The 17198-nt window shown below is 68.3% G+C and carries 15 protein-coding genes; 12 read left to right on the forward strand and 3 right to left on the reverse strand.

Annotated elements, in window-relative coordinates:
• Positions 1–128: 128 nt before the first annotated feature.
• Together ABD978_RS42565 and ABD978_RS42570 are read left to right on the forward strand one after the other, a co-directional pair.
• The gene (locus tag ABD978_RS42565; protein ID WP_345367205.1) at positions 129–716 is read left to right on the forward strand and encodes a TetR/AcrR family transcriptional regulator; all 588 of its coding nucleotides are present in this window, start codon (positions 129–131) and stop codon (positions 714–716) included.
• 192 nt (positions 717–908) lie between these two features.
• Positions 909–2117 carry a cytochrome P450 gene (locus tag ABD978_RS42570; RefSeq protein ID WP_345367207.1) on the forward strand — a complete coding sequence of 403 codons (1209 nt, stop codon included), beginning with the start codon at positions 909–911 and terminating at the stop codon, positions 2115–2117.
• A gap of 142 nt (positions 2118–2259) precedes the next feature.
• Here ABD978_RS42570 and ABD978_RS42575 read toward each other — a convergent pair whose 3' ends face one another.
• Positions 2260–3570 (reverse strand): M20 metallopeptidase family protein, encoded by a 1311-nt coding sequence (locus tag ABD978_RS42575; RefSeq protein ID WP_345367209.1) that lies wholly within the window; start codon positions 3568–3570, stop codon positions 2260–2262.
• 490 nt (positions 3571–4060) lie between these two features.
• On the opposite strand from ABD978_RS42575, the gene ABD978_RS42580 reads away from it, so the two are divergent.
• The 4 genes from ABD978_RS42580 (at position 4061) to ABD978_RS42595 (ending at position 10776) form a co-directional block, all read left to right on the forward strand.
• Positions 4061–5071 carry a pentapeptide repeat-containing protein gene (locus ABD978_RS42580; RefSeq protein WP_345367211.1) on the forward strand — a complete coding sequence of 337 codons (1011 nt, stop codon included), beginning with the start codon at positions 4061–4063 and terminating at the stop codon, positions 5069–5071.
• A 2066-nt stretch (positions 5072–7137) separates the two neighbouring features.
• The gene (locus tag ABD978_RS42585) at positions 7138–7875 is read left to right on the forward strand and encodes an SDR family oxidoreductase (protein WP_345367213.1); all 738 of its coding nucleotides are present in this window, start codon (positions 7138–7140) and stop codon (positions 7873–7875) included.
• Between the two features lie 73 nt (positions 7876–7948).
• Positions 7949–8149 carry a hypothetical protein gene (locus tag ABD978_RS42590; protein ID WP_345367215.1) on the forward strand — a complete coding sequence of 67 codons (201 nt, stop codon included), beginning with the start codon at positions 7949–7951 and terminating at the stop codon, positions 8147–8149.
• Positions 8150–8610: 461 nt separating this feature from the next.
• A complete protein-coding gene (locus ABD978_RS42595) occupies positions 8611–10776 on the forward strand; it encodes a WD40 repeat domain-containing serine/threonine protein kinase (protein ID WP_345367217.1) in 2166 nt (721 codons plus the stop codon).
• Between the two features lie 105 nt (positions 10777–10881).
• Here ABD978_RS42595 and ABD978_RS42600 read toward each other — a convergent pair whose 3' ends face one another.
• On the reverse strand, positions 10882–11811 hold the full coding sequence (locus tag ABD978_RS42600; protein WP_345367219.1) for an NADP-dependent oxidoreductase: 930 nt from the start codon (positions 11809–11811) through the stop codon (positions 10882–10884).
• A 74-nt stretch (positions 11812–11885) separates the two neighbouring features.
• On the opposite strand from ABD978_RS42600, the gene ABD978_RS42605 reads away from it, so the two are divergent.
• Both ABD978_RS42605 and ABD978_RS42610 read left to right on the forward strand, forming a co-directional pair.
• Entirely contained in the window at positions 11886–12260 is a 375-nt protein-coding gene (locus ABD978_RS42605; protein ID WP_345367221.1) for a winged helix-turn-helix transcriptional regulator, read from the forward strand.
• Between the two features lie 400 nt (positions 12261–12660).
• Positions 12661–13230: a hypothetical protein gene (locus ABD978_RS42610; protein WP_345367223.1), complete on the forward strand. Its 570-nt coding sequence runs from the start codon at positions 12661–12663 to the stop codon at positions 13228–13230.
• A 175-nt stretch (positions 13231–13405) separates the two neighbouring features.
• On the opposite strand, the gene ABD978_RS42615 is transcribed toward ABD978_RS42610, so the two are convergent.
• Positions 13406–13720 (reverse strand): EthD family reductase, encoded by a 315-nt coding sequence (locus tag ABD978_RS42615; RefSeq protein WP_345367225.1) that lies wholly within the window; start codon positions 13718–13720, stop codon positions 13406–13408.
• A 207-nt stretch (positions 13721–13927) separates the two neighbouring features.
• Between ABD978_RS42615 and ABD978_RS42620 the strand changes: the two genes are divergently transcribed.
• From ABD978_RS42620 to ABD978_RS42635, 4 genes are all read left to right on the forward strand, one after another.
• Positions 13928–14947 (forward strand): AraC family transcriptional regulator, encoded by a 1020-nt coding sequence (locus tag ABD978_RS42620; RefSeq protein WP_345367227.1) that lies wholly within the window; start codon positions 13928–13930, stop codon positions 14945–14947.
• Between the two features lie 387 nt (positions 14948–15334).
• Positions 15335–15646 carry a hypothetical protein gene (locus ABD978_RS42625; RefSeq protein ID WP_345367229.1) on the forward strand — a complete coding sequence of 104 codons (312 nt, stop codon included), beginning with the start codon at positions 15335–15337 and terminating at the stop codon, positions 15644–15646.
• Positions 15647–16104: 458 nt separating this feature from the next.
• A complete protein-coding gene (locus ABD978_RS42630; protein WP_345367231.1) occupies positions 16105–16572 on the forward strand; it encodes a hypothetical protein in 468 nt (155 codons plus the stop codon).
• A 463-nt stretch (positions 16573–17035) separates the two neighbouring features.
• Entirely contained in the window at positions 17036–17194 is a 159-nt protein-coding gene (locus ABD978_RS42635; RefSeq protein ID WP_345367233.1) for a LapA family protein, read from the forward strand.
• Positions 17195–17198 lie beyond the last annotated feature (4 nt).

A 17198-nucleotide genomic window follows, 5' to 3' on the forward strand; every position in this document is an offset into this window, starting at 1 on the left:
GAGGGGTGACGCGAACGGACTGACAGACTTTGACGTTCGTCAGTCCGGTGACGTACGTTCTCCGCTGCGGAGGTCGGGTGACCGGGCGCGAAGCGCCGACCTCGTACCAGCTCGACAGGGAGATCTGATTGCGCGGGGAGCCGCTCGACGCGGAGACGATCGTGTCGGCCACCGAGGAGGTCCTGCGCCGCCACGGTCCGGAAAAGACCACGGTGCTCGACGTCGCGCGGCTGCTGGGAGTGAGCCACGGGAGCGTGTACCGGCATTTCCCGTCCAAGGCGGCGCTGCGCGAGGCCGTGATACGGCGCTGGCTCGACCGGGTGCAAGAGGATCTCGCCGCAGCGGTTCAGGATTCCGAACTGCCCCCACCCGACCGGCTACGTGGCCTGCTCACCACCATGTTCGCCGTGAAGCGGGCAAAGGTGGGGGAGGACCCGGAGCTGTTCGCCACCTTCCGGGTGCTGGCGGCGGAGCACAGCACCGTGTCCTCCGCCCATGTCGCCTTCTTGCTCGCCCAGATCCGTGGGATCGTCGTCGACGGGATCGCCGGCGGGGACTTCGCGGCCGGTGAGCCAGAGGTGATCGCGCGAGCCATCTTCAACGCGACCAGTCGCTTCCACGATCCGGCGCACGCCGCGGAGTGGTCCTCCCCCGAGATCGAAGCGGAGTCCGCGAGTGTCATCTCGCTCATCCTCGACGGCATCCGGGCACGGTGATGGCTGCTCAGATGATCGACCGCAGTAGCCGTGATCACCCGCCGCTCCGTCGGTCGGAGACCATCGCGTAGCACGGCGGGCATGACGCCGCCAAGCCCCTGGCCGGCCTCAACAAAGTGCACTTCTCAGTCGACCGGTCGCTTGTTACGGTTTGCCCGACCCGGGGCTTCGGCGACAGTGAGGACCCTTCCGATGGCCGACCATGGTGAAGCCGGCGTCCAGCAGCCTCTTTCGATCGAAAGGCTCCCGGTGAGCGAGGACCGGGACACCGCCTACGCCAAGATTCGCGAGCGGGGACCGGTCACCAGCGTCACCACCGGGGTGGCGGCCATCTCACGGGAGGCGGCCGAGTACGTCCTGCGGCATCCGGAGCTCTTCTCCTCCAAGCGGGCCTACGAGAGCGCGGGCAGCCCAGTACCGATGCTGCCGATCGCCTTCGACCCGCCCGAGCACACCCGCTACAGACGCCTGCTCCAGCCCCACTTCAGCCCGCGCAGGATCAGGGTGATGGAGTCCGGGATCAGAGCGCTCGCCGTCAGACTGGTCGGCGAGGTCGCCGACGCGGGCAGCTGCGATTTCGTCTCGAGCATCGCCGTGCCGCTGCCGGCGCAGGTGTTCCTGACGATGTTCGGACTGCCGCTCGCCGACCGTGATCGCCTGATCGCCTGGAAGGACGCCATCCTCAGCTCGGCCCCCGAGTTCGGAGCCGAGGCCCCCTCCGAGGCCGCCGCCGAGGCCGCCCGCGAGCTTTCCGGCTATCTGGTCGAGCACATCGCGGCACGCCGCGCGGAGAGCGGCGGGACCGATCTGCTGGCAGTCCTCCTCGCCGACACCAGCGACGACCGCCTCACCGAGCACGAGCTCCTTGGCATGTGCTTCCAATTCGTCCTCGCGGGGCTCGACACCGTGACCGACGCCCTGTCGAACGCCTTCGCGATCCTGGCCACCCGGCCGGACTTACGGCAGCAGCTCGTCGACGACCCGAGCATCATCCCCGACGCGATCGAGGAACTCCTCCGTATCGACGGCCCGATCCTGACCCTCCCCCGCGTGGCCGTTGAGGACGTGCAGCTGGACGGCCACCGGGTCACCGCAGGTTCCGCCGTCCATGTCGCCGTCGCGGTCGCCGACCGAGACCCCTCGGAGCATGCCGAGCCCGACACGATCGACTTCCACCGCCGCCAGCCCCATCTGGCCTTCGGGATCGGGCCGCACTTCTGCCTCGGGGCTCATCTCGCGCGGCTGGAGATGAAGGCGGTCCTGGAGGAATGGCATCGCCGCATCCCGAGCTACCGACTCGCCGAGGGAGTTCGCCCAGCGGCCCTCTGGCCGGCCGGCCTGGTCGGCGTCGCCGGCCTTCCCCTCGTCTACCCGACCGAGCCGAGACGGGCCGACGGCTGAGCGCGGTCTCCGCTTTTCAGGAGGGACATCGGCCCTGCTGCCCGTGCCGAGGCCAGACGGTGGTCGACGCGTGCCGGAGGCAACCGGTGGTGGCCGCCGTTGCCGTCCTGGACGGCACGCCCATCCGGCGACCAGGCGCTCGTCAGGGTGCAGAGTGCCCGGTCCCGATCCCGGCGCGATGGGCGAGCCAGCCGGCCATCGCGCGGACGCCGGCGCCGATGGCGCGCTCGTCCGGGTCGAAGGCGCCGAAGTGCGGATACGCGGTGGTGATGTCCGCGCCGGGCCGCCGGACGCCGAGGAAGCTGAACGTCCCGGGGACGCGGCGGAGGAACAGCGCGAAGTCCTCGCCACTGAACGGGATCGCCGCGTTCATGGTCGTGACGGCCTGACGGCCGAGTCTGCGCTCCAGGTAGTCGCGGACCTCGCGTCCCGGACGCGGCGGGCACACCATCGCCGGGAACGCGTCGGCGGGAAACTCGATGCGGGCGTCCGGGTACCGGCCGGTCAGGCGGCGCAACTGGTCGCGGATCTCCGGGACACGTTCCTGCGGCCAGCACCGGTACGCCGCGCGCACCTCGACGTCGCCGTTGGCGGCGGGACGCGCGCCGGCCCTCATCCAGACGAACCGGGCCAGCGGCCCGTGCGGCGTCTCCACCTCCCGGATGAGCCGTTCGAGGTCGGCGGACGTCTGCGGAGGCGTGACCGTCGACAGCGCGCCGAGGTCGGCGACGAGCCGGTCGGCCCGGCCGGACGCGCCGGGCCCGGTCAGCGTGATGCTGCTGTGGTCCTGACCCGGCAGCCCGGTGCCTGGCGTGACCGCGAACGTGCCGACCGGGAAGGGGCCGCAGTGCAGCGCGTGGATCTCGTCCGGCCTCGTCCGCTCCAGCACACCATCGGAGATCATCGCCTGCGCCCCGGCGAGGGCCTCCTCTCCCGGCTGGGAGAGGAACACCACCCGGCCGTGGAGCCGGGTCCGGAGGCGCGCCAGCACCTCGGCGACCCCGACGCCGATCGTGGTGTGCAGGTCGTGGCCGCACACGTGCGCGGGGTCCGGACCGCCATTGATCTGCGAGTCCGGCGGCACGGCGTCCATGTCCGCCCGGTAGGCGACCGTCCGGCCGCGCCCCTTGCCCCGCAGGACGCCGACGACCCCGTGGCCGCCCACGCCCGTGGTCACCTCGAGGCCGGCGGCGCGCAGCCGGTCCGCGACGAGCGCGGCGGTGTGGACCTCGCCGCCCGCCAGTTCGGGGTGGCGGTGGATGTCGCGGCGCAGGGCGGTCAGGTCGGCATCGAGCCGTCCGGCGAGGGCGTCGATCCGGCCTTCAAGATCGGACGGCTCGGCCGCCTGAGCTGGGATTCCGGCGGTCAGGACGCCTCCCGCGCCGAGCGCGACGGCGCCGCCGAGCACGCTCCGGCGGGTCAGGGCGGGGTTTCCAAGGCGGCGATCAGTCATGCCCCGGACGCTACGGATCCTGGGCCGCGCCCTCGATACGGTCAGGCACCGTCCCGGGGTGTACCCAGGTCCACTGTTCCGGTCGGCGTCAGGCCGCCGAACGCCACGGTGATGTGGTGGGGGACGGTCGTCCACTCGGCCTCGCCCGGCTCACGGGCGGCCGGCCGACGGTCGTGTCCAACATCGGTGTGGCAGCGACGGCTGAGGCGTTCCGGGATTGAGATGTGACCGCGACCGGCGGATCGATATCGGCGTTGCCATGAGTGCGGCGGACGATGGTCGAGGCGCCGGGTCTCCTGCCGATGGCCCTTCTCCGCGGCGGCGGAGCCGCCCTTGTGATCCACCAGGCGCGCGATCTCCCTCCACGCCGACCTGCCGCGCCTGAAGGCGTGTACGCCCCTGTCGGTGGAGGACGTGCTGAGGTTCGTCGGTGATGGACTTTCGCGAACGGTGTCTCGCCGAAGACGGGAAAAGCGGAGAGGATGACCGGGTGCGGGTGTTCAACAGACGGTTCGCCAGGGCGACGAGGCGGCTTGAACACGCCGAGACCGCGGTGCGGCTGGCCGGGGTGTACGCGCTGGCCGGTCTGGCCGACGATTGGCAGGACGGCCGGCAGACCTGCATTGACGAGCTGTGCGCCTACCTGCGGACGCCCTACGAACCTCCCTCGGAGGCCGGCCCTCCGGCCGCCGAGCAGCTGGCGTTCGGCGGCAGCCGGGAGGTGCACCACACCGTCATCTCGATCATCACCGCACACCTGCGCGATAACGCTCGGGTCTCCTGGCGAGGCCATGACTTCAACTTCACCGGCGCCCGCTTCGATGGAGGCGACTTCAGCGGCGCGGAGTTCTCCGGCGGCATCGTCGACTTCCGCGACGCCGTGTTCTCTGGCGGCATCGTCGACTTCACCGGCACCGCGTTCTCGGGCGCCACCGTCGACTTCACCGGTGCCAGGTTCGCCGGTGCCTCCATCGACTTCACGGGCGCGACCTTTTCCGACGGCCCCATCCACTTCGTCTCCGCGGAGTTCTCCGGCGGTACGGTCCGCTTCGGCGACGCGACATTCTCCGGTGCCACCCACTACTTCATCACCGCGGTGTTCTCCGGCGCCTCCATCGACTTCACCGGAGTGACATGCTCGGGCGGCGCCCTCGACTTCGCCGGCGCGGAGTTCTCCGGCGGCGCCGTTCACTTCACCGGCGTGGCGCTCTCCGGTGGCATCGTCGGCTTCAGCGGCGCGGAGTTCTCCGGTACCACCGCCCACTTCAACGACGCGACGTTCTCCGGTGGCACGCTCGACTTCACCGACGCGACATTGTCCGGCGGCACCCTCCACTTCACCGACGCGGAGTTCTCCGGCACCACCATCGTCTTCACCGGCGCGAAGTTCTCCGGCGGCACCGTCGACTTCAGCGACGCGACCTTCTCCGGCCGCCGGGGCGGCCTCGGCAAGGACCTCGCCACGGACCCGCCCGCGGGGCTACTGCTGCCTCCCGGATAGCCCCGCGAGATCACGCGCCGATGAGTAGCCCCCTGCTCGTTGGGCCTGCGCGAGATAGATGGCGTCGCGAGCGCCTGCCCGGGCCGAAGAGATCTATTTGCTGGCATACGCGGCGACGAGCCGACGACCTCCGCTTCGCCTCCACATGGCTTAACAGAGGCGTACCAGCCGTCCAAGCCGCAGAATGCACGGGGCACGGCGTCTCCGTCCTGTTTAAGGTCTACACCGAGTGCATTGGGGCCATGATGATGCTGTCAAATGCCACATCGAGGCCGCTCTGCGGGGATAAATCCTTGGATGGATCGGAGGGTGAGATAGGAGTCATCGGACTTATCACCATATCGATTCTTACTTGATTGTGGCCTTAGTGATGCAGTTCGCGGATCGATGGGTGGGTATCCATCTCGCGCCGCTGTCGGGTGGCATTATCGGAAGGTTCGATCTCCAGTTCAGGCATAGGTGCGTAGAATTGATGCAAAACACGAAACGATCACTTTTTGAAGCGTCCGGTGGAGTGGGTCGGCTGACTTTTGCGGCGACAGCGGCAGTCGGCGGACTCGCAGTGACGATGTTCTTGCCGCCGTCGGCTCCGGCGGAATCTAAGACGCCGGAGATATCGCCCGTTGGTTACGGATTTAGCTCGGTATCTGGACTATGCCATCGAGGGATCTTCGGGTCTCACTGTTTCTATGTCGGTGGCGATAGGGACAAGATTATAGAAGAGGATGAAGGCAATCCAATTCCAGCATTCGCGATAGGAGCCCTGGAAGGGTCGCGAGGATCGCGAGGGGCCCGAGGACCGCGGGGCCCGCGGGGGGCACCAGGACTGCGAGGGCCGCGAGGAGATACCGGCTTGGCCGGTCCAGCTGGACCCACGGGACTCGCCGGACGCACCGGACCCAGCGGCCCGACTGGACCCGCCGGGGAGACTGGATCGACTGGGCCGACGGGGTCAACTGGGCCGGCTGGACCGGTTGGATCGTCTGGGCCGACTGGGCCACTTGGGCCGACGGGTCCGGTTGGATCGACGGGTCCCACCGGCTCGATTGGCCCGACTGGATCGTCTGGGTCGACGGGGCCGACTGGGCCGACCGGGCCGATTGGATCAACCGGACCGACAGGACCGACCGGACCCACAGGACCGACGGGGCCCACAGGACCGACAGGACCCACAGGACCGACAGGACCCACAGGACCGACTGGACCGACCGGACCCACAGGACCCACCGGACCGACCGGACCGACTGGGCCCACAGGGCCGAGCGGGCCCACAGGGCCAGGGGGAGCATCCAAGTGCCTTGGCACGGCGGCCGCCCAAGGTCAGACGAAGGCAGTCGTGGCTGTTCGTAATGGGAAGGTGTTTGGCCAGACAGTCAACGAGAGCACAAGTCCGCCTACGCCTACCCCGCTTACCGACTTCACTTCGGCATTTGGCGCCATTACGGCGGATTGTGCATCGGTGACAATTCAGGGCAACGCTAATGTGTTCGTCACCGTGCGCACAAACACCGATCAGCTCCTTGAAGTCGGATGCACGTTGAACAACTTCCCAACCAGCTGCGGTGGGACAGTAGTCAACCTAGGGACAATACCCATGTCGGTGCGCGCATCTGTCGCTGTCGGACACAAAATGCCGTAGCGCACACCCTTTGGCGGGGAGTTCGCGAGCCAAGCGCTCGCCAAGGCGGTCAGTACCGTCAGGTGGCGCGTCGATCAGATCCGCAGTGCGCCGCGCGGGTGGCCATGTACACGGCCGCAGGCGGTCAGGCTGGGAGGCCATGTCCTTCGACTCGGGTATGGCTTCCAGAGGATGACGGATCCGTCGACGCTCGCCCGACGAAAACGGCCGCGTTGCAGGTGCCGAGGATGCCGAGTTCCTGATCGAGCTTCTCGTTAGCGAGCCGTCAAAGCGTTGTAGTCGGACAGGTCGATGTCGTCGACGCATTCTCGGGATGCCCGTCTCCGCCAGGGGGCAGGTATCCCTCTTCCTCGCCGGACTCCACCGTGCGCCCGGTCGGCGGCTTCACCCTGATCATTTGGCGCAGCGGTCTGGTACACGTTGAATCATGACGGATCTGATCGAACTGACCGGCCGGACGGTGATCGTCACGGGCGCGTCGTCTGGGATCGGCGAGGCCACCGCGCGGCTGTTGCACGCCGCTGGGGCGTATCCGGTACTGGCCGCGCGCCGGGCCGACCGGCTGGTCGCGTTGAGCAAGGAACTCGACGGGGCGCTGGCAGTGCCCACCGACGTAACCGACGCCGCGCAGGTGCGCGACCTGGTCGCGGCCGCACTGGACCGACACGGGCAGATCGACGGCTTGGTGAACAACGCCGGTGCCGGCATCCAGGGACCGATCGCCGACATCGATGTCGCCGAGTATCGCAAGATCCTCGACCTCAACGTGGCCAGCCTGGTCGACGTCACCCAGGCGGTGCTGCCGGCCATGCGGGAGCGGGGCTTCGGGCGGATCGTGAACGTCAGCTCGGGCACCACCCGCCGGGTCGCGACCGGGGTGGGGGCGTATGCGGCGACCAAGTCGGCGGTGAACATGATCAGCTCGGTGTTGCGAGAGGAACTGGCCGCGGACGGAGTCGCGGTGTCGCTGCTGCTGCCCTCGGTGACCGCGACCGAGTTCGGCGACGGCATCTTCAAGGATGGCGTGCCTCCTCGGCCGGGGATGGTGGTGCATCGACCGGAGTACGTGGCCGGCGTGGTGCTGCGGTTGCTGCGCACCGGCGAGGACACCTTCGACATCCCGCACGGCCCCGAGCAGCCCGACATCATCCGCGTATCTGAATAAGGGGTCACGCGGATGGGGTTGAGGCTCTCACCCCAGAGTGAGGGCCGGCCTGTCTCCCGAACGACGCGGGCGCATGCGCATCGACGTCGCTCGCGCGTACGCCCAGCGCCGCCAGGTCGACAAGGCTCTGGCCGCGCTCCGGCCGGCAGAGGAGATCACTCCCGGGCAGATCCGTGCGCATCCCCTCGCCCGCCGGCTCGTCTCCGACCTGATGACGATGCAGAACCCACCCAGCACCGATTCGCGCGAAATAGCCCGAAGCGTCGGCGTGTAACCGGCGCGATGCGGATCCGCTGGCGGTTGCTGCCTGTTTGATGACAGCAATCACCAGTGATCTTCAGCTCGTCGCGGGGACGGGATGACTAGATGTCTGCCGACACGTCCTTGCCGTCGGTGGCGACGCCCCAAAGCGCGCAAGCGGCACAATCTGCCGTCAATGGCGGCGTCCACGTGGCCACGACAGCGTACAAATGGCCATCGCGGCGACGCCGAGCCTCGATCAGCGCAAGACGCGAAGGAGGAGAACCGGCTGGAGGCGAAAAAGCGGGTGAACCCGCCGACCGAGGTGTCCCGAGAGCCTTCTTCGGGCAACAGAAGACCCCGGCCGATCTTCGCCCGGGTCTCTCGGTGAGTACGTGTGGTGGGCAGGGGCGGGGGCGATCCGCCGACCTTCCGCTTATCAGGAGTGACATCACTCCTGCTGACGCGCAATGTCCGGTTCGCTATCTTCGTTCCATGCGCGGTGAACCCGGGGAGATCCTCGCCGGTCGCTACCGGATCCTCGAGCTCATCGGGCGCGGCGGCATGGGCCGGGTCTGGCGCGCGTACGACGCCGAGCTCGATCGCGAGGTCGCCGTCAAGGAGCTGCGGCTGCCCGACGAGATCGACGACACCGAGCGGCGCGAGTGGTACGCCCGGGTCGCCCGCGAGGCGCGCGCCGCCGCCCGCCTGCACCACCCCGGCATCGTGGCCCTGCACGACCGGGTGATCGGCGACGACGGCCGCCCGTGGCTGGTGATGGAGCTGGTCGCAGGGGGCTCGTTGGACGACGTGCTGCGTACGGGCGGGCCGCTGCCCGTACGGCGGGTGGCGGACATCGGCCGTCAGATGCTGGACGCGCTCGCCGCCGCGCACGCCAAGGGCATCGTGCACCGCGACGTCAAGCCGGCGAACGTACTGCTGGACGGCGATCGCGCGGTCCTCACCGACTTCGGCATCGCCGTGCTGGAGGGCGACGCCACGCTGACGAAGTCCGGCATCCAGCTCGGCACCCCGGCGTACATGTCACCGGAACAGGTCCGCGGCCACGCCGCCACCCCGCGGTCGGACCTGTGGGCGCTCGGCGCCACCCTGTACGCCGCGGTCGAGGGCCGCCCCCCGTTTCAGGGCCCGACGCACGGCGCGGTCTTCGTCGCCATCGCCACCGAAGACCCACCGCCGCCGACCCGCGCGGGCCCCCTGACGGACGTCCTCACCGGCCTCCTCGACAAGGACCCCGACGCCCGACCCACCCCGGAGTCCGTCCGCGACCTCCTCATCCCGCAGGCCGCGCCACCACCCGCCGCGCCTCCCGAGTCCGCGTCCGGTTCGTACGGTGGTCGATCTTCGGCGAGTTCCGAGCCCACGCTTCCGGCACCCGGCCCACCGCCCGAGTCCGCGCCCGGTCCGTACGGTGCTCGACCTCCGGCCGGTCCCCGGCCCGGGCTGGGCGATGGCCTGGTTCCGGTGCCTCCCGCGCCCGGCCCATCCGGTGACCTGTCCCCGGAGCGTCCCGAGTTCGCGCCGCATTCGGTGCCGCCCGGCTCGTACGGTGGCACGGTCCGGACGGGCACCGAGGTCCTGGACGGGACCGTAGGTCGCCTCCGACGTGGGCGGGTCGCGGCCATCGTCGCGGGCACCGTCGTCGTGCTCGCCGCAGCCGTCGGCGTCGCCGTACGGGCCGGGACGGGTGGCGCCTCCGTGCCCACGCACCACCCGACCGCCATCCCGACGACCATCCCGGCCGACCGCGTGCTCGACACCGACTCGGCCGGGGTCTGGGGCGTGGCGTTCAGCCCGGACGGCAGGACGCTCGCCAGCGCCGACAACGACGACGCCGTCCGGCTGTGGGACACCGCCACGGGACGGCAGACCGCCGTGCTGGACAGCGGCACCGGCGACCCCGAGAAGTCCCGGCACGTCGTGGCGTTCAGCCCGGACGGGAGAACGCTCGCCACCGAGGACGACAACGGCAGCATCCAGCTCTGGGTCGTCGCCTCCAGGCGGGTCATCACCACCCTCGCGACCCCGAAGGGCGAGAACGCCACATTCGCGACGTTCAGCCCGGACGGCGCGACCCTCGCCGTCGGCTCCTTCTGGTTCGGCGACAACGCGGCGATCATTGGCGGGGTGCGACTCTGGGACATCGCCACCCGGCGGGACACCGCCACCACCCCGACCACGAGCCATTTCATCTTCGAGCTCGCGTTCAGCCCGGACGGCCGGACGCTGGCGTACGGCGACGGCGACCACATTCGCCTCTGGGACGTTCCCGGCCGCAGACTGAAAAGCCCGATCAACGCCCATCGCGCCGTCGACGCGGTGGCGTTCAGCCCGGACGGGATGACCGTGGCCGGTGCCGGCGCCAAGGTCGACGTCGAGACCTGGGACGCCGCCACGCACAAGCCCGGCGAACGCTTCGCCGGCGGTACGAGCGGCAAGGTCGCGTTCAGCCCCGACGGCCGTTACCTGGCCGCCTGCGACGAGGAGAACGGCCCGACCGCCACGGTCTGGGACGCGCGAACCGGCAAGGAGGTCCACGCGTTCGGCTCGACGACCGGCTACTCGGTGGCGTTCAGCCCGGACGGCAAGACGCTGGCCGGTGGCGGTTCGGACGGCCGCATCCACCTGTGGCGGCTGTGACGCCTCACTCCGGCTCGTCGGCCACAGTGAGATCTCGACTCTTCATCACCGCGGACCGGGCGTCGGCCGGTCCCCTCGCGGCGGCCTTCGCCCGCGCGATATGGATCAGACGGTGACGACGAGCTTGCCCTGGAGGTGACCGCCGTCGAGCAGCCGGTGCGCGTCGGCGACGCGCTCGAACGGGAACGTCTCCTGCACGTAGACCCGGAGCCTGCCCTGTTCGACGAGTTCGACGAGTCCTCGCAGGGCGACCGGATCGGGGTCGACCGCGATGCCGCTGAAGCGCATGCCGGCCGCCTCATACTTGGCGGCCAGCTCCGAATCCTCCTCGGCGACCGCCGTTACCAGGTGACCGCCTGGGCGGAGCACTTCGAGCGACCGCTCGACGGTGTCGCCGCCGATCGTGTCGAGCACGACGTCGATGTCGCGGACCGCCTCGGTGAAGTCGACCGCCGTGTAGTCGATCACCTCGTCGGCACCGAACCCCTCGACGAACTTCCGCTTGCTCCCGCCGGCGGTCGCGATCACGTGCGCGCCGAGCGCTTTCGCGATCTGGATCGCGACGTGGCCGACCCCGCCACCACCGCCGTGGACCAGGACGCGGTCGCCCTCGGTCACGCCGCCGAGGTCGACGAGGCCCTGCCACGCCGTCAGCCCGACGATCGGCAGCGCCGACGCCTCGACGTGCGAGAGCGACGCCGGCTTGCGTGCCAGGTGCAACGCCGGCGCCGCCACGACCTCGGCGTACGCGCTCGCCGCCCGCGGGAACAGCGGCATCCCGAACACCTCGTCGCCAGGCCTGAACCGCCACGTCTGCGGCGCCTCCTCGACCACGCCGCTGATGTCCCAGCCGAGGATGAACGGCGGCCGGCCGATCAGCGGGAACTCGCCGGCGCGCAGGCGCGCCTCCAGCGGGTTCAGCCCGATCGCCTTGACGCGGACGAGAACCTCGGTCGGGAGGGGCTGAGGCTCGGGCGCGTCCATGATGGTGAGTACCTCGGGACCGCCGAGCGTCTGCTGGGTGATGACTCGCATGACTCTCCTGGCTTTGGAAGGGGAGAGAACCCAGGCTAGGTTTCCGATAGGAACCAGCAGGTACCTTTGGCGCCGTGAGCGGTTTCGGTCCCGGCGATCCCTTTCTCGCCGACTGTCCGGCGCGTCTGGCGGTCGAGCTGATCGCCGACAAGTGGACGGTGGTCGTGCTCTACGGCCTCAGCAAGGGCCCGGTGCGCCACGGCGAGCTGATCGAGCTGATCGGCGGCATCTCCCGCAAAATGCTCACCCAGACGCTCCGACGGCTTCAGGCGCACGGACTCATCCGCCGCCACGCCTACGCCGAAGTGCCGCCCCGCGTCGAGTACGAGCTCACCCCGCTCGGGGCGACGCTGATCGATCCGATCCACATGCTGACCGAGTGGGCGAGGGCGAACGGCGACGCAGTGCTCGACGCGCTCGACGCCGAGCCGGTCGCCGATAGCGACTGAGGCCCCCGCCAGGGCACTGAGCATCCTCTCGGCGCTACTCGGTATCGGCCCGGCCGCGCTCGGTCTGCGGGCTCTCGATGCGTTGGACGATCGGCCACATCGGGGTGGTGGTCCTGGCCACGACCACACCACCTGGCCCAACAACAAAACGTACGCTTCACCAGCATGCGGCCGACAACGGCCTGGAGCCCTCGACAGGAATGCCATAAATCGGTGGCATGGTGCTAAAGGCCGAAGCAATACTACTGGTCGCCTGCCTCGTGCAGCCTCAGGAGGATGATTGCGGATAAAGGTCATCGTGCAGTGCGTACGGCTGGGCAGTAAACGATACCGGGTGATTCGTCCAGCCGTGCCGTTGAGCAATGCTGCGCTACATGATCACGGGCGCGACGCTTACTCAATGTACATCGACCGGATGGACGGTCGTCGGGTCGGCGCGTTGTGGCTGCTGGCGGCACGATCTACACGATCGCTGGTATACCTGCCGATGTGCGCCACCCCGATTCCCCCTGGCATTGGCGATGAGTTGTTTCCCGAGCGGCCTCTCGACCTGGTATTGGCGCATCACTCATTGCAGTTCTCGCCATCGGTTTGGAAGCAGGTACGGGAGAGGATCACCGCCAGGAACGCTCCTCGGGAGCTGCAGACCGCAAGCGTTCCAGACAGCGATCTGCCGGCCGACGATGAGGTCGATTACGCTGCACTAAACTATCAGGACAACAGGGACGTTCTCCGCCAGCGCCTGTATGCAGAAACACTCTTTCTGACCGGCAGCGCTGCCGCCTTCCGGGAACCGGCCCGTCACTTCTTCGCCCTAGCGAAAGAAGGACCACCGGCCGCAGCCGGCAACTCCATCTATCTCCAAGGTGGCTGCAACTACCACGTCTGTCGGCAGTTCTATTGGCCGCATCTCGACTCTCGCGGTAACCGAGAGGTCCACGTCGAGTACTGCCCGCGATGGACGAGATGACCTGGCAGGCCCAGCTCGACTCGGCGACATGTAGAACTTTGGTCTTAACGGATCGCCCGATTCGGCAGTTGCTCGCGGCCGGAGGGCTGTGGGGGGTGGGCCGGGAGGGGGACCTGCCCCCTCCCGGCAATTGGTTGCCGAAATGACGACGGGATCGGAATCCGTCTTGTTCGGCCTAGGCGTCCTCGAGGACTTCCGCGAATGCGATCACGACGCCTCCGGTGGCGTGCTCGCGGGTAGCGGCGACGAGCGGACCCGCCTCTGCGGCGGCGGCGCTGGCCGCCGCGTAGTCGGCGAAGTACAGGTCCAAAAGTCGGTACGCCGGAGTCGGGCTGCCGTCCTCCTTGGGCCAGACCTTTGACGTCTGCAGCCGAGTCAGGCCGGGGAGCTTGCGCGCCAGCGCGAGCTGCTCGGAGTAAGCCGCCTCGAAGGCGTCCGGGTCGGTGGGGTTGGAATAGACGAAGCTGATTTTCGTCGGCTTCTCCGCCATGGATGATCTCCTGGTTGTTAGTCTCGGTTGATACGAGCGAGCGGACCCAGACTTGGACGATGATGTCGGGCGAATTTTCGCTATCACAGCTGCTTCTCCGATGAAGAAGTCGGCACATGACAGAGCACCCAGCGTGGTCCTGAGTCCTTCCGTTTGTTGGCCCCACTCACTGTTCGTCGATCGTAGTTAGAAGAATGGGCAGCGACCATGACCGCTCCGCCAGGAAATTTTGCTGATCGTCCAGCGACGTCAGCCGATCTGCTCGGACCGCCGCATGAGTCCGCCGATCCGCCGGCGCTTGAGGATGCCGCGCTCGGCCTCGACGCAGATAGTCAGTCGCACGACTTGCTCTCGGAGCTGCTCCGCAGGGTCCGTCTGAGCGGAGAACGGATCGTTGCGTACGCTCCGCCGCGAACCTTCTCGATCGGCTTCGCCGATATCGGCAGCCTGCACATCATCGAAGAGGGCGAACTCGTGCTTCGGGTCGACGGAGACCCGCACGTCGAGCACGTAAGCCGCGGCGATGTCGTCCTCTTCCCGCGCGGCGACCCGCACCACATCAGCGACGCAGGCAAGCGCGCGCAAGCGACCGTGCGCGCCGGCGCAGCCGAGAACGACACACCCGAGCCGGCGCGCTGGCTCTGCGGAACATTCACGATCGGCGACCCGAAGGCGAGCCACCTGCTCGGGAGCCTCCCGGCCGTGATCATCCTGCGCGGCGTCCACGGCCCAGCGCTCGAGGGGCTCGAAGTCGCCCGCAGGATGCTCGTGATCGAGATGCAATCGCCGTCTCAAGGATCGGCGGTAATGGTCGCCCGCATCCTCGATCTGATCTTCATCCAGATTCTGCGTGCCTGGGCCGCCGGCACGGACGCCGAACCGAACTGGCTGCCCGGTGCGTTCGACCCCCAGATCGGTCTGGCCTTGAGCGCCATCCACCGAGGTCCCGGCCACGACTGGACAGTCGAGGAGCTGGCCCGAGCGTGCAACCTTTCCCGGTCGGCGTTCGCCGCGCGGTTCGTCGCTCGCGTTGGGATGCCGCCGGCTGCCTATCTCGCGCACGTACGCCTGGACGCCGCTACCGACCTGCTGCACGACACCTCCCTTCCGGTCGTGCTCATCGCGCAGAGGGTGGGCTACACGTCGGAGGCGGCATTCAGCCGCGCGTTCAAGAACCGTTACGGCACGCCACCAACTCGCTGGCGACGAGACATACGAGGTCGCTGATAACCCGCGACACCGTCGGGGCCGAGGCAACCCTGCTGGCGCTGTGCTAGCGGTGTCCCACGCAAGAGCGGCCCTTTCCGGATCTCCGGGAAGGGCCGCTTCTTCGTGTGCCCGACCGCCCTGGCCCAGCGGGGCCGGAACACTCAGCCGCGTTGCGGCGACATCGAGGTGACCATGGTGATCTACGCTCACGCGGCCCTCGACGAGAGGCGGGCAGATGAGCCGATCGCCCCAACCCGGTGGATCCCGCGACCATCCGCAGTGGTCGTCACGGATTTCGCCATCGCTCCCATTAGCAGCTCGTGAAAAGTTCGGGTGACCTTGTTCACTGAAACCGGCTGAGTAATACGGACGCTGCAAGATCGAAAACTTTTTATACTCGCCGCTATGAAGAAAACGATCTTGGGCGCGTTGGTAACTGTGGCGGCCGGCGCCGTCGTATCCATCACACCGACCGCCGCGCACGCCGAACCGTGGCCTTCCGGCTGCAAGGACGGCTACATGTCGCCCCGCGTCGGCACGTGGGCGCGATGTGCGTCCGGCGCAGGCTATGTGCGGGCCATCGCCAAGTGCCACCAGCGGGACGGGAGCGGCCAGAAGACCGTCTACGGCCCCTGGAAGTGGGTCGGCAAAACCTCGAGGGCGATGTGCGGTCCCAACTGGATCGCCGTGGGTCACACTCACACCATCAAGCACTAGCCCCGGTTAGGCCTGGCACGTTGACCTGGGCGTCCCGCCGCATGTCGTCCGGGAGGCACCGTCGGCCACAGTGACATCGAGGCCATCATGACGATCTACGCACACGCGGCCTTGGACGAAAAACGCAAGGCGCTTGGGAAGCTGGGGGATGCCCTCGGCTGAGGACGTTGCCGTCAAGAAGACCCCGGGCGATCTCCGCTCGGGGTCTTTCTGCACGTTAGGCGTGGGTGAGCCGAGCGGTCGTTCAGCTGCAAGAACACAGTGTCGCTCGAGGATGAAATGAGTTCCGTGATGCGGGGCTGAAAGGGGTTGGATAAAGGGGACGGGCGGAGAAGTTCGGTGGACTCCGCGTGTTCCTGATCACCCGCATTCCGGCAAACCAGGTCCGGGCGGTCGAGGTCTCACCAAACCAGAAGCACGCTCACCCAGGGCGGCACCGGAGTTACGGAGATGACCTTATGCGTACGATCCTGGCGACCGCCGCGACCGCTGCCATCCTCGCCATCGGCCTGTCGGCCTGCAACAACGCCGGAGGCACCGGCGCGGCCCCGGCACCGTCGTCGGCCGCAGCGACCACGGCATCCTCTTCCTCTTCCGCGTCCGCGGGACAGTCGACCGCGCCCCAGCAGCGCAACACCGCCGCGCCGTCCAAGCAGGACGGGCAGCCCAGCGAGGTGGGTCGGGCGGAGGGTGAGTTGACCTATCTTGCGCCCGGCAAGTACCAGGTGGGCGACACGGTGTTCTTCACGGCCACCGACACCGTCCTGATCGTGGCGGGCGGCAAGTGCCCGGATGGGGCGGCCCGTCCGGACAACCGCTGCACTACCGAAAACATGGACATGTGGGTCCAGTCCGCGCAGCGCTTCGCGAAGGTCAGCTTTAGTGGCCAGGCCGCCACGGTCATCCGCGAAGTCGAGGACATCTGAGGATGGTCCACCTCAAACGCCGCATCGCGGCAGCCCAACAGGGCTAAAACTTGGGCACGTATTCGACACCGCCCCCCATTGACGACCGAACACAACCAGACACACAGAGAACAGCGTCCGACCTCATCCTGCAGGTCGGACGCTGTTCTCAAAGATCGCGACTTGTGGGCAGGGGCCGGGGTGAACCGCCGACCTTCCGCTTTTCAGGAGTAACAACCGCCCTGCTCGCGGTGCCTGTCCCGAGATAGAGGGTGCCGGGCGTGTGCCTGCGGCAGGCATCGGTTGCTGTCGTTGCTGTCACCGCTGCTGTCACTCGCTAGAGCCGGAGCGCCCCCGCCGGAGGCATCAGAGAGATCCCATCGGGGTGTGGTTACGGTGATGTCATGTTGCTGCGTGATGTGGTGATCCCCGGTCATGGGGTGATGCTGGCCGGTTCCGTGCCTACGGGCACGTTCCGCTGCGCGTGGCCCTGCTGCTGGCCGCGGTGGCGGGCATCCTGCTCACCGCGCTGGCGGGCAGCGCGCGGATCATGCAGTTGCGCGCGACCGCCCGCAAGCACCGCCGGGCCGGCCACAGGGCTGTGAAGGCCGAGGCCAAGGACTCGTCGAAGGCCCGGCGGTAGCCCG

Source organism: Actinoallomurus liliacearum (assembly GCF_039542035.1).
GTDB classification, from domain to species: domain Bacteria; phylum Actinomycetota; class Actinomycetes; order Streptosporangiales; family Streptosporangiaceae; genus Actinoallomurus; species Actinoallomurus liliacearum.

What these genes read in the sequence shown, in the direction of transcription:
- ABD978_RS42595 (WP_345367217.1), top strand. Translation starts at nt 8,611, where the DNA reads ATGCGCGGTGAACCCGGGGAGATCCTCGCCGGTCGCTACCGGATCCTC.
- ABD978_RS42570 (WP_345367207.1), top strand. Translation starts at nt 909, where the DNA reads ATGGCCGACCATGGTGAAGCCGGCGTCCAGCAGCCTCTTTCGATCGAA.
- ABD978_RS42630 (WP_345367231.1), top strand. Translation starts at nt 16,105, where the DNA reads ATGCGTACGATCCTGGCGACCGCCGCGACCGCTGCCATCCTCGCCATC.
- ABD978_RS42575 (WP_345367209.1), bottom strand. Translation starts at nt 3,570, where the DNA reads ATGACTGATCGCCGCCTTGGAAACCCCGCCCTGACCCGCCGGAGCGTG.
- ABD978_RS42615 (WP_345367225.1), bottom strand. Translation starts at nt 13,720, where the DNA reads ATGGCGGAGAAGCCGACGAAAATCAGCTTCGTCTATTCCAACCCCACC.
- ABD978_RS42610 (WP_345367223.1), top strand. Translation starts at nt 12,661, where the DNA reads ATGTACATCGACCGGATGGACGGTCGTCGGGTCGGCGCGTTGTGGCTG.
- ABD978_RS42590 (WP_345367215.1), top strand. Translation starts at nt 7,949, where the DNA reads ATGCGCATCGACGTCGCTCGCGCGTACGCCCAGCGCCGCCAGGTCGAC.
- ABD978_RS42625 (WP_345367229.1), top strand. Translation starts at nt 15,335, where the DNA reads ATGAAGAAAACGATCTTGGGCGCGTTGGTAACTGTGGCGGCCGGCGCC.
- ABD978_RS42600 (WP_345367219.1), bottom strand. Translation starts at nt 11,811, where the DNA reads ATGCGAGTCATCACCCAGCAGACGCTCGGCGGTCCCGAGGTACTCACC.
- ABD978_RS42585 (WP_345367213.1), top strand. Translation starts at nt 7,138, where the DNA reads ATGACGGATCTGATCGAACTGACCGGCCGGACGGTGATCGTCACGGGC.
- ABD978_RS42620 (WP_345367227.1), top strand. Translation starts at nt 13,928, where the DNA reads ATGACCGCTCCGCCAGGAAATTTTGCTGATCGTCCAGCGACGTCAGCC.